This window comes from Paraglaciecola sp. (genome assembly GCF_039943935.1).
In the GTDB taxonomy this organism is placed as follows: Bacteria; Pseudomonadota; Gammaproteobacteria; order Enterobacterales; family Alteromonadaceae; genus Paraglaciecola.
The window spans coordinates 75,441-88,148 of record NZ_JBDUZQ010000006.1 but is presented as its reverse complement, the minus strand read 5'-3'; the positions used below and the strand labels follow the sequence as shown (position 1 = coordinate 88,148).

At 39.6% G+C, this 12,708-nt stretch carries 13 protein-coding genes; 11 read left to right on the top strand and 2 right to left on the bottom strand.

The features are described from left to right. Nucleotides 1-30: 30 nt before the first annotated feature. Nucleotides 31-672, bottom strand: coding sequence for a thiopurine S-methyltransferase (gene tmpT, locus ABJD71_RS03875; RefSeq protein WP_348164810.1), 642 nt, complete (start codon nt 670-672; stop codon nt 31-33). A 101-nt stretch (nt 673-773) separates the two neighbouring features. On the opposite strand from tmpT, the gene ABJD71_RS03870 reads away from it, so the two are divergent. From ABJD71_RS03870 to ABJD71_RS03830, 9 genes are all read left to right on the top strand, one after another. After that, entirely contained in the window at nt 774-1,184 is a 411-nt protein-coding gene (locus ABJD71_RS03870) for a MerR family transcriptional regulator (RefSeq protein WP_348165350.1), read from the top strand. Nucleotides 1,185-1,314: 130 nt separating this feature from the next. Beyond that, entirely contained in the window at nt 1,315-2,331 is a 1,017-nt protein-coding gene (locus tag ABJD71_RS03865) for an aldo/keto reductase (RefSeq protein WP_348164807.1), read from the top strand. A gap of 2 nt (nt 2,332-2,333) precedes the next feature. Beyond that, the gene (locus tag ABJD71_RS03860) at nt 2,334-2,837 is read left to right on the top strand and encodes an RNA methyltransferase (RefSeq protein WP_348164805.1); all 504 of its coding nucleotides are present in this window, start codon (nt 2,334-2,336) and stop codon (nt 2,835-2,837) included. A gap of 190 nt (nt 2,838-3,027) precedes the next feature. Continuing rightward, nucleotides 3,028-4,329: an ABC transporter permease gene (locus tag ABJD71_RS03855; protein ID WP_348164803.1), complete on the top strand. Its 1,302-nt coding sequence runs from the start codon at nt 3,028-3,030 to the stop codon at nt 4,327-4,329. Between the two features lie 12 nt (nt 4,330-4,341). Beyond that, nucleotides 4,342-5,580, top strand: a complete 1,239-nt coding sequence (locus tag ABJD71_RS03850) for an FtsX-like permease family protein (RefSeq protein ID WP_348164801.1) — start codon at nt 4,342-4,344, stop codon at nt 5,578-5,580. 104 nt (nt 5,581-5,684) lie between these two features. Continuing rightward, nucleotides 5,685-6,977 (top strand): HlyD family efflux transporter periplasmic adaptor subunit, encoded by a 1,293-nt coding sequence (locus ABJD71_RS03845; RefSeq protein ID WP_348164799.1) that lies wholly within the window; start codon nt 5,685-5,687, stop codon nt 6,975-6,977. Nucleotides 6,978-7,004: 27 nt separating this feature from the next. Then, nucleotides 7,005-7,670, top strand: coding sequence for an ABC transporter ATP-binding protein (locus ABJD71_RS03840; protein ID WP_133471626.1), 666 nt, complete (start codon nt 7,005-7,007; stop codon nt 7,668-7,670). Between the two features lie 58 nt (nt 7,671-7,728). Beyond that, a complete protein-coding gene (locus ABJD71_RS03835; protein ID WP_348164797.1) occupies nt 7,729-9,045 on the top strand; it encodes an ABC transporter permease in 1,317 nt (438 codons plus the stop codon). Nucleotides 9,046-9,056: 11 nt separating this feature from the next. Next, nucleotides 9,057-10,304, top strand: a complete 1,248-nt coding sequence (locus ABJD71_RS03830) for an FtsX-like permease family protein (protein WP_348164794.1) — start codon at nt 9,057-9,059, stop codon at nt 10,302-10,304. Between the two features lie 18 nt (nt 10,305-10,322). On the opposite strand, the gene ABJD71_RS03825 is transcribed toward ABJD71_RS03830, so the two are convergent. After that, nucleotides 10,323-11,057, bottom strand: coding sequence for a helix-turn-helix transcriptional regulator (locus ABJD71_RS03825; RefSeq protein ID WP_348164791.1), 735 nt, complete (start codon nt 11,055-11,057; stop codon nt 10,323-10,325). Nucleotides 11,058-11,203: 146 nt separating this feature from the next. On the opposite strand from ABJD71_RS03825, the gene ABJD71_RS03820 reads away from it, so the two are divergent. Continuing rightward, nucleotides 11,204-11,584: a hypothetical protein gene (locus ABJD71_RS03820; protein WP_348164788.1), complete on the top strand. Its 381-nt coding sequence runs from the start codon at nt 11,204-11,206 to the stop codon at nt 11,582-11,584. A gap of 55 nt (nt 11,585-11,639) precedes the next feature. Further along, a complete protein-coding gene (locus ABJD71_RS03815) occupies nt 11,640-12,434 on the top strand; it encodes a DUF2145 domain-containing protein (protein ID WP_348164785.1) in 795 nt (264 codons plus the stop codon). Nucleotides 12,435-12,708 lie beyond the last annotated feature (274 nt).

The window sequence follows — 12,708 nt, the reverse complement described above, 5'->3', positions numbered from 1 at the left end:
TACCAAGTTAAGTAACTCTACAAAAACAGCCTAGTTGTTAGAGGTTAATAACCAAACCTTCTCTAAAATATCCTTATTCCCTTTAACTGGCTCTTTTACCTTATCGTCTGCCAATAAAGTTAATGTATAGGCCACATCATAATGGCCCTTTATTTCAGCATCATCCACAGAAAACGGTGGCCCAGCCATCTTGCTTTGGTCATAGACAAAGCTAATTAATAGCTGCTTTGCATGTTGCGTTAATACCGGTAAATGGCTTGCATATCTCTGACGGATTGGATCAGGCAGTGCCACTAATGCAGCGCGATCATACACAGCATCTACATCACCTAATATATCTAAAGTTAAATCGAAAATATCCCCAACATAAATTTCTAACTCACCGGCTCTATAACACTTCAGCTTGCCTATCGCTTTAATATCAGGTGTTACCTGTAACTCTTCAAATAATTGAATGACAGCTGATTCAACCATTTCAATACCCACTACCTGGTATCCTAGTGACAGCAACCATCCGATATCTAGGGTTTTACCACATAAAGGAATAAAAATTCTGGCTCCCTCCTCTAGTGCCAATATCGAGAAGTTACTTTCTAATAAAGGATTAACCGATGGCTGGTGAAACCCCAGTTCTTTATTTTGCCACTTACTGATCCAATATTCTTTTTCCATAGGAACCTCTCATTACTACTTTACTCTTAATTGATAAATTTATAGCAGTAGCATACAACTTAAAGTCGACTTTAGGTCAAGGTTTAATGCCACAAAAATTTATAACTACTACAGAAGTAGTAAAACAAACCGGCATTCCTGCTTCAACTCTTAGGTACTACGAAGATATTGGCTTAATACAATCTTCTGGTCGCCATGGAATTATGCGGTTTTTTAAAACCAAGGTGCTGCAACAGTTATCATTAATTTTATTAGGGCAAGCTGCTGATTTTTCTTTAGATGAAATATCAGATATAGCATTAAAGAATAGCTCAGAAATTGATAGACAAAAACTATTGGAAAAGTCACAACAAGTCGACAACAAAATAAAACAGCTCACTAAATTACGAGATGGTCTAATTCACGCAGCTCACTGCAGTGCCCCTTCTCACCTTGAATGTCCCAAATTCCAACGCCTATTGTCTATTACTCAAAAAGATAAAAAGAGAAAATTGCAGAGAAAAGCTCACTAAAATTTGCAAGCTAGGTAACACACAAATTCATATAGTTACCAAACAATCGTTTAGCAAGAGCCTCTTTGAAATTGAGAAATTCGTCACTTTGGTTTAGGCTAGCCGCTGTTTACATTAGGCTGATTAAAAAATGATAACCAAAGACTCGAACCCCCTTTACTGTGCAGCAGAAACCCGTTATGAAAACATGCCTTACCGACGCTGTGGTAAGAGTGGTTTACGGCTACCTGCCTTATCTCTTGGGCTTTGGCAAAACTTTGGTGAAGTAGATCCCTTCTGTAACGCTCAAACAATGCTGCATAGAGCCTTTGATCTTGGTATCAATCATTTTGACTTAGCCAATAATTATGGTCCTCCCTTTGGCTCAGCAGAAAGCACCTTTGGAAAGGTCATGACTAATAGTTTGAAGCCATACAGAGATGAAATACTGGTTTCAAGTAAAGCAGGATACGACATGTGGCCTGGCCCCTATGGAATTGGCGGTTCAAGAAAATACCTAATTTCTAGTTGTGACCAAAGCTTAAAACGAACCGGGCTGGACTATTTCGACGTGTTTTATTCCCATTGTTATGATCCAGACACTCCCCTCGAAGAAACCATGCAAGCGCTCGATTACATAGTGCGATCAGGTAGAGCCTTGTATGTAGGTATTTCTAGCTATTCGCCAGTCCATACCAAACAAGCTATCCGCATATTAGAAGATTTAGGTACACCGCTGCTGATACATCAACCTAGCTACAACATGTTTGACCGTTGGATTGAAGATGGGTTAACCGATGTGTTACTCGATGAAAATGTCGGCTCAATAGTGTTTTCGCCGCTAGCGCAAGGCTTATTGACCAACAAATATTTAAAGGGGATCCCCGAGAACTCTAGGGCAGCACGTTCCGAACAAATTTACTTAAGTGAAGATAATATTGGAAAAGGCAAGCTAGATAAAATTTCACAATTAAATTCTCTAGCACAGCAAAGAGATCAATCACTTGCACAAATGGCCGTAGCATGGGTTTTAAGCAACCAAGCGGTAACCAGTGCTATAATAGGCGCGAGTAAAGTGAGCCAGATAGAAGACTGTGTCGCAGCACTAGATAATCTAACGTTTAGTGAATCAGAGTTAACAAACATCAACCAAATACTAGAGTCATAAATGTGCAAACTCACCTAGCCATTACTAACCCTAAAAGCCCACAAAATATGGGTAGCATCTTAAGAGCAGCAGGAAATTACCAAGCATATAGTATCCGTTATACCGGCGAACGCTACGCCCGTGCTCGGGCCTTTAGTACCGATACTAAAAACGTACATCAAGATATCCCTGTTACGCAGGTGGACAAAATTATTGATCTTGAATCAGACAAGCATTTAACAAAAGTGGCCATTGAACTCGTTGAGGGCGCTACGCCATTACCACTATTTGTACATCCAGAAAACGCCTTGTATATTTTTGGACCCGAAGACGGCTCAATTGAACAAGACGTTATCGACCAATGTGATGAGGTAGTTTATATCCCAACTATTGGTTGCATGAACCTGGCAGCAACAGTAAACGTGTTGTTATATGACAGACTTGCCAAAACGGCGGTGATGCCAAAAGACAACTCTGTGATTGAAACAAGTAGAGATACAAATAATCGAACTAAAGTGAATAAATAGCGTTAATTTTTTAAAAACTCAAAACGTTTTTTGATATTTATTGCTTGTAAACACAAGCAAAACATCCCACCTAGACTTGGCAGCGAAACTATTTTACCCTAGCATCACACTGCAATTGTCGTGAACTTGCTGCTAAAAGAGTAATATCCGTTGAAAATAATAAAAATAAAAATGTGCCGCTGGATCTTCCATGAATTACACCTTTGAATTGGCATGTAAAGACACACTTAAACAACCCTATTTAAGTACTCTCATTATTTTAACCATTAGTTTAGGTATTGCGGCCTGCGTCATTACCTATGGGCTAATTTATTTAATGTCAGCGGACCCATTACCAGAAAAAAGCGACCGAGTACTCCATGTGCAACTTGATAACTGGGATCCCAATAAAGCAGCAATAGAGCCTAATCTTCCTCCCGAGCAAGTCACGTGGCAAGACGCAGTTAATATTGTGGCGGCGAAACAAGCTAAGTACCAAGCAGCAAGTGCAATAACCTGGGGAATGGTGACACCTACCCAAAAAACAGCCACACCATTTTTAGGGGTAATGCGCGCCACTCATGGAGAGTTTTTCTCTATGTTCAATGCCCCATTTCTATTCGGTGTTCCTTGGCAAAATAATCTACCTAATCAAGCCCAGTATGTCACCGTCCTCAGTAAAGATATAAACGACCGAGTTTTTGCTGGAGAAAACTCAGTAGGTCGCACTTTATCAATGCTAGGTAGCACGTTTACAGTAGTGGGAGTGCTCGATGACTGGCACCCTTCACCAAAATACTTTGACATGGTTTATGGCGCTTTTAGCAAACCAGAAGAGCTGTACATCCCGTTTCAAATCAAAGCAGAATTAAGCTTACCCCATGGTGGCCAAACAAATTGCTGGGATACTAGTTTAAGTGACAACTATCAGAGTTTTTTGAACTCTGAATGCACAAATTTCGAATTATGGGTAGAAGTCGAAAACTTAACAGATATATCTGATTTCGAATTTTATTTAAGTTCATATGTTGAGCAACAAAAACAATTAGGGCGCTTTAATAGGCCTACGAATAATAAACTACTAAATATAAAACAATGGCTTAAATATAAAAATGTTGTCAATAAAGATATGTATGCATTTTTTAGTCTAGCTTTGCTATTTTTAACTGTCTGTCTATTCAATGCTGCAACTTTAATTAGTACCAAATTTGCGTCTACCAGACATGAGGTTGCATTAAGAAACGCACTAGGAGCAAGTCAGCAAGCTATTTTTCTACAATCTCTGATTCAGGCTCTCATTTTAGGAATACTAGGGGGGTTGACGGGGTGGCTCTTGAGTCTAGTTGGCTTAAAAGGAATAGCATTATTGTATCCAAACTTTAGTACATTTTTAACCCTAGACTTTGCACTTATTGGCTTTGCAATGGGCTTGAGTATTCTATCTGCTTTATTTAGCGCCCTCATCCCCATTTGGCATTTGAGCCGAACACCAATTGCTAAACATTTAACCTAAAAGGTAATCTCAATGTATTTAACACGTTTACTTGCTCGGTTATCTATTAAACACATATGCTCCATTTTGCTACGTCAAAAATACACAGTGTTGATTTTAGTTCTACAAATTGCACTAGCAACTGCCGTGCTAAGCAATGGCTTATTCATCGCCCTAGAACGTTACAAAACCGTACACACATCTAGTGGACTAGACGAACTCAACAGCTTTTTCTTAACCAGTTCGGGCTTTACCGATAGCTTTAACCCTAAAAATAGTATCCAAGCCGACTTAGCAAAAATTAGAGCACTACCTGAGGTAGTTAATGTCGTTAAAACGAATTCATTTCCATATAGTGAAACCGGTGACGAGTTTGGTCTAACAATCGAGCAAGACAACCAAAATCCAGTTAATGCTGCGAGCTACAAGCTTGATGAACATGGACTTGAAACCTTTGGTTTAGAGTTAATTGCTGGGCAAAATTTCACTAAAAACCAAGTGACTTGGCAATCAGAGCACGACAAGAAATTTGCGGCTCAAATTTTACTAACAGCGCGCACTGCGGTTGCATTATTTAACACTGAAGATTGGCAATCTATAATCGGAAAGCCTATATTTATTGATAATAATCAGATTGTTACAGTAATAGGTATAATCAAAAAGCTTCATGGCCCTTGGGCTAAGTCGGAACACTTAGAGCATAGCTTTATTACACCGTCAGTGGTTACGCATAACTCTTCAAGGTATTTTATTCGGGTTAAACCAGGACTCCTTGAAGACATGATGAATCATATTGCACACGCCTTGTCCTTACATGATAAACAACGAGTCATTCGAAAAGTAACAAGTCTGTCCGAAGCCAAAAAACAAGTATTTGGAGCGGACCTAGCAGCCCTGAGTATTGTGTTTACCGTTATGGGAGCCTTATCCTTAGTCGTGGCTTTAGGAATAATGGGTGCAAGTTCTTTAAAGGTATTCAAGCAGACAAAACAAATTGGTATCCGCCGGGCATTAGGTGCTAATAAGTTTGATATTTTGCGCCACTATTTATTGGAGAATTTAATGGTGACAACTATGGGGATCTTACTAGGCGTCTTTTTTGCGGTGACGCTAAATGTTTTACTGGTTAACCATTATGGGTTTAGTAAACTACCTATCATGTATTTAGTTGCGGCTGCTCTTGTTATGTATTTGCTTAATATATTAGCTACTTTAAAACCCATTTCAAACGCCATTAGGATCACTCCAGTTACAGCGACGCAAAGTATTTAACTATGCGTCAAACCTCACCCTTTAAAAATTATTTTAAATACATTTAAACTTTTTAACCAAAACAATCGACTTAATGTTTGATTGTCGAATAATCAGGAAATAAGATGAAAATCGCAGACACTAGCGGCCAAGATACGCTTGTTCAAAAAAAGACTAACAATAAAACAATTTGGATGATTTTAGGCTTAGTTGTAGTCGCTATTGTTCTCTATTTCACATTAGCGCCCTCATTAAGCAATTGGTCCAATTCAGATACCAGTATTTCATCTCAAAGAATTAGAACTGCTACCGTTATTAGAGGAGATCTAATACGAGACTTATCAGTACAAGGTAGAGTGGTTGCGGCAGTAAGCCCTAAATTATACAGCCCAGCGCAAGGCACAATATCATTTCAAGTAGACGCGGGTGACAGCGTAACAAGAGGACAAACCCTAGCGGTAATCGAAAGCCCAGAGCTAAGCAACCAACTGAAACAAGAAGAGTCTGCACTGCAGCGATTGCAGCTAGAGCTTGATAGGCAAAAAATTCAATCAAATAAACAAGCACTCGTAAATCAAAAAGCAGTAGACCTAGCGAAAGTAGCCTTAACTGCTGCAGATAGAGAAAAACGCCGAGCAGATAAAGCATTTAAAAGTCAGTCTATAAGCCAAATAGACTACGAAAAGGCTCAAGATGAATTAGAAAACGCCAAGTTGGTTTATAAACATTCAGTAAAAGATGCCGAGCTAAACTTAGAAAGTTTAGCGTTTGAAGTAAAAGCAAAGAAGCTATTCGTAGAGCGTCAAACTCTATTGGTTGAAGACTTAAGCCGCAAAGTTGCGGAACTTACCCTGCGCTCGCCAGTAGACGGGTTAGTGGGCAATTTATCAGTTGAACAAAAAAACCAAGTCGCTAAAAATCAAGCCATATTGAGCGTGGTAGATTTGTCAGAATTTGAGCTTGAAGTCGATATTCCAGAAAGTTACGCAGATGATTTGGCCATAGGTATGACGGCTGAAGTCACCCTAAATGGTGAGACTCACTTAGCAAAGCTAGTCACCATTTCTCCTGAAATAGAAAATAACCAAGTAAGCGGCCGTGTGCGTTTTATAGCCTCTACTGATGACTCTATTAGCCAACCCAAAGGGCTACGCCAAAATCAACGATTAACTACCCGAGTTCTCATGGAAAATAAACAAGATGTGCTTATGGTTCAGCGAGGCCAGTTTTTAGAAACAGGTAACGGCAGAGTCGCCTACAAAATTCAAAACGATATGGCACAGCGTATTAGCATACTTACAGGTGCTCGGAGCTTATCTAGCGTTCAAGTATTAGAAGGTTTAGCAGTTGGCGACACCATAATTGTGTCCGGTACAGATCAATTTAATGGCGCACAGAGTGTCCTTATTACCAATTAAAAAAAGAACAATAACTAGGAATCAATCATGTTAAAAATGACCGATGTTAAAAAAGTATTTCGTACAGACTTAGTAGAGACCCATGCACTAAAAGACTTTAACCTCCAAGTTGGCGAGGGAGATTTCGTTGCAGTCACCGGCCCTTCGGGCTCGGGTAAAACTACTTTTTTGAATATTGCGGGGCTGTTAGAAACCTTCGATGGCGGTACCTATGAATTAGATGGTCAAGATGTCAGTAACCTGAATGATAAGCACCGTAGTCAACTAAGAAATGAAAAAATCGGATTTATATTTCAAGGCTTTAACTTAATACCCGACTTAAACCTGTTTGATAACGTAGACGTACCTTTGCGCTATCGCGGTTTTAACAGCGCTGAGCGTAAAAAAAGAATTGAAAACAGCCTAGAAATGGTTGGCCTAGCTCAACGCATGAAACACCTTCCTTCACAACTTTCTGGTGGTCAACAACAGCGTGTTGCTATCGCAAGGGCATTAGCTGGTGAGCCTCGCTTTTTACTGGCAGATGAACCTACAGGTAACCTAGATACCAAAATGGCAAATAGCGTAATGGAATTACTCAAAACCATTAACGATGCTGGGACAACCATCATTATGGTGACACATGATGCAGACCTCGCTAAACAGGCCCGACGTAATATTTATGTTAGAGATGGCCAAGTGAGTGAGCTTTAAGCCGCTGAGTAACGAGTCCTTTAAATCTCAATAACATGTATCAACCAGGAATATTCCCATGTTTAATTACTATATTAAATTAGCCTTCAAGAGCTTTAAAAGAAATCCTATTCTTAGCTTATTAATGGTAACGGCCATAGCCCTTGGCATTGGCGCGAGTATGACCACTATTACCGTTAATTATTTGATGTCAGCCAACCCTATTCCTCATAAGAGTGAGCAATTATTTCACATTCAAGTCGACAACTGGGATCCTAATAATCCATTTAATGATGACGAAGATGCCCTACCCAACCAATTAACCTGGACAGATGCGACTAATTTAACTCATGCAAAAAAAGCCCTAAGGCAATCAGCTATGAGTATGTCAGGCGCAATAATTGAGCCTCAAGACAGCGAATCTAAGCCCTTTGAAGCATCAATCCGTTTAGCCTATACAGACTTTTTTGCTATGTTTGACGTTCCCTTTTTATATGGAGGCCCATGGGATAACAACTCAGATAGTAACCGCGAGCAAGTCGTGGTCCTTAGCAAGCGCACTAATGAAAGTGTTTTTGGAGGAGAAAACTCCATAGGTAAAAATATCGTGATAGCGGGTAGACATTTTCAAGTTGTGGGGGTGATTGATACATGGGAAGTCATGCCTAAATTTTATGATGTCAATAATGGCCCTTTTAACGAAACCGAAGAGCTATTTATGCCATTTTCACTAAAAGAAGACCTAGAGCTGCCTAACTGGGGCAACAACAACTGTTGGAAAAGCCCAGATGGTGAAGGTTATGCCGCATTCTTACGTTCAGAATGTATTAACACCCAAATGTGGGTCGAACTCCCCAATGCCCAGGCAGAAGCAGATTACTTAGACTTTTTAAATAATTATGTACGTTCTCAAAAAGAATTAGGTCGCTTCCCACGCCCTTTACACAACCGTTTAAACGATGTGATGGAATGGATGGAGCGACGAGAAGTGGTTGAAGAAGATGCCAAAATGATGATGTGGTTATCCTTTATGTTTTTACTTGTATGCTTATTAAACACCATAGGGTTACTGCTCGCTAAATTCACAGGAAAGTCTTCTGAAATTGGTTTGCGATTAGCAGTTGGCGCGTCTAAAGCTGATGTATTTAAACAGCACATTGTCGAAACCGCCTGTATTGGCTTAGTCGGTGGTATTGCTGGTCTAGGGCTAACTTTGGTGGGGTTACAAGGCATTAAATCTTTATACGGTGATTTCGTTGATGACTTGGCCTCCCTAGATGCATCTATGATCGTCGTTGCATTAGTCATCGCTTTGGTATCAAGTATCGCAGCCGGTTTATATCCCACTTGGCGTGCTTGTAATATCTCACCCGCCAGCCAATTAAAAAGCCAATAAGGAAAGTGAAAATGAAACAATCACAACCTCAGACGTCAACAAGTTGGGAACTGGGTCCTATTTTAAGAGCCATGCTACGAAATAAGGTAGGAGCAATACTTATCGCATTACAAATTGCGATAACTATGACAATCATAGTTAACTCCGTTTATATTATTGTTGAACGAAACAAAGACATGCAACGGGATAGCGGCATAGACAACGAAAATAGCTTTTACCTTACAAGCGTAGGGTTTGGTGATAACTTTAATGTCCCTAATACTGTTGAAGAAGATCTAAACATGTTACGGGCGTTACCCGGTGTAGTCGATGCGATTCAAACTAATGCCGTACCCAATAGTAACAGCGGATGGTCTATGGGATTAAAAACCCAATCGGGAGTGGAGCACGATGCAGTAGGTACCGCCGTTTACATGGTAGACGACCATGGTGTTAATGCATTAGATGTAGAAATAATCGCCGGAGAGAACTTTGCTCCTAGCGATATAAGTTTACGAATCGTTGGGCAAGTAGACTGGCCAAACAAGACCATTATCACCAAGGCCATGGCAGAGAACTTATTTCCTGATATCAATTATGCCGATGTTGTTGGTAAGACAGTTTATATAAACGACATCGACCCTATGGTAGTCGTTGGGATAATCGATAAGTTACAAGCTCCTTGGGTAAACTGGAGTAACGTAGAGAATGTTATGCTGTCTCCTGAAAGACAATCATTTAAAGGTAGTCGTTACTTTATTCGCACCGAGCCAGGTATGCGAGACACCTTAATGAATCAAGTTGAAGAATTATTGGCTAACAGTAACAACCAAAGATTAATCAAAGGTATGCGCAGTATTGAAGAAACCCGAGAGCGTAGCTACCGTGGCCATACTGCCATGATTAAAATTTTGACAACCGTAATGGTCATACTCACAATCGTCACAGCCCTAGGAATTGTCGGCTTAGCCAGCTTTAGTGTAAATCAGCGCAAAAAACAAATTGGTACTAGACGCGCCTTAGGTGCCACTCAAGGGACTATAATCCGTTACTTCATGTTTGAAAACTTTTTAATCAGTAGTATCGGAGTGCTCTTAGGTGCCATATTAACCGTTATCTTGAATGTAATACTCGTTAACGCATTTGGGTTAGACAGACTAGATTGGTTCTACATCCCTATTGGCATGCTGGTACTTTGGCTTGTTGGGCAAGCCGCGGTATTTGGGCCCGCTAAAAAAGCAGCGAATATCCCCCCTGCCCTGGCGACCAGAACAGTTTAAAACATATATGCGTAGGGCTTAGGCTCTGCGCATATTTTCAAATAAAGAAGGCTCCCAAGGACGCATTGCCATTAATAATCCAATATGCTGTCTTTTGTTTAACGGTAAATCTGAATCTTCAAGATTAAGAGCTGCAGCTTCTTTGGTTAACAAATTTAGCTTACGTTGAATAATATCAATAGAAGACTGAGAGTAACGCCCCCGCAAATAGAAACGAAACAACCATTGTTCATTTTGTTTGGGTGCCATAAATTTAACTAACACCTCTTGTTCCATAAACCGCTCCAGCGGCCCACCAGGTATCCATCTAAAATCTTGAGCAATCAGAGACTTAAAATGATTATTAGGCAATAAATCAATTATTTTCAATTTATCTAATCTCGCCAGTAACCTAATACACTCTAATTTATCAATATCATAATAGCTTATAATTTCGTCAAACTTCCAAGCATCACGGACACATACGGCAATCAAAAGCAATTTAGGATCTGCCAATAACTCGCTTTCTTGTTCAACCGTCAACTGACTAATTTGTTGCACCTGCTTTTGAGTTAACGTAAATAAATCAGCCATCGTCATATTAAGCACATCACATATTTGTTCTAAACGCTGCAGCGTAAAACTCTGAGTCGAAAAAATGCGCTTAATATTCGCTTCACTCATATCTAAGCTAGCTGCGATATCTTTGTAAGTAATATGCTGCTGTCTAAGTAACGACTTTAATGTTTGATTAATTTGACTTATCTGACTCACGTTAATCCTATTAGCTAATAAAAGTATCAATAAACTATACCAAAAGTGTTTTTCAAGTATACATAATTCACAACTGTTTACGTTTTAAATACTGCGGCATAAAGTTATTGAGCATTTCATAAGCAATATTTAATTAAGGAATTACAATGAAACTAACTATCAAAGCGTTAATATTTACACTCTCATTGAGTGCGTTGCCGGCTTTAGCGACAGACTCTGCACATCACACATCTAAGGCCAGTAAACACTCGGTGCTAGCAGTTACGCATGGTGTGGCCTCTACCGCAACCGTTGCAAGTGCCGTTATTGCTACACCTGTCATAGTGGTAGGAAGTGCAGCTGTTGTATCAGGTACCGCGAGTATGCAGGCTGGCTCGGCACTGGCAGACTCTTCAAATCATAGTGTTAAATCATCAAATAAAAGTACTGGCCCATTAGTCATTACCGAAACCACGATTACCGCAGACCCAGCACCTAATCAAACAATCAAGATCCAACAAAAACAAACTATTACGCATACACACTAGCTAATCTTAGGCTTGCTGGGATAACACCTAGCAAGCTTTAATAAATGAGGTCAGGATGAAAAAATATATATTAATCGCGTTTATCAGCATATTTAGTGTCACTGTCAATGCTGGTAGTCAAGCAAACCAGCCAGCAACAATTGCCCCAGAAAAGATTATTGAATTTGCTAAAGATGTTGAAAAGTATGCGGCACAGCGAGGTGCAAGGGCATTTATCATTGCCCGAGTAGGAAGACCCGCAAATGAACTACCTAAAGGTATTCACTATACCCATACAGCAATAGCAGTGTATTCAACGATACAATTAGATAATGGTAAAACAGCAAAAGGCTATGCTATTCATAACCTATATCAAGTTGACGGTAAGCCAAATCGTAGCCAATTGATTCAAGATTACCCAGTCGATTTTTTCTGGGGGGCTCAGCAGTTGAAAGCAGGAATAATTATTCCCAGTGATGAAATTCAAACTAGACTTATAAACCTAATTGCCACAGGTAAAAACACACAATTACATAACCCCAAATATTCAGTTATTGCTAATCCTATGAATAGTCAAAAGCAGAATTGTACCGAATATACACTGGACCTAATAAACGCAGCCATTTATGAAACAACAAATACCCCACAACTTAAGGCAAACACTCGGGCACACTTCACGCCGCAAAGAGTAAAAACAAGTCGTATTAAACTCATGTTCGGCTCTATATTAATGGAAGACGTAACCACCAAAGATCATTCAGGAAAAATAGCCACGACTACCTTTGGAGCAATTAACAACTACCTTAAGCAATACGACTTAGCGAAACATAGCGTGAACTTTTATGGAAAAGGAGATATTGAAACTCTTTAGTAGTGATAACAGCCTAAACGTTTATAAATCTTATTCAAAACCGCTAAAATTTTTAAAATACAGAGGCATCCATTGTATTGGCAATACGGTGGATAAGCTTATTACCTAATTTAGTCTTAGTAATTGCTTGCTCGATATTCCCTTATACAGGGCATTTTCTATCTTTTGATTTTGGCCTGACTACTATTTTAATTACGCTTCCATGTTCTTATGAACAGCACAACGGAACAACATGAGTATTTACTGATTTCACTGTTGAATTAAGTAATTGTAT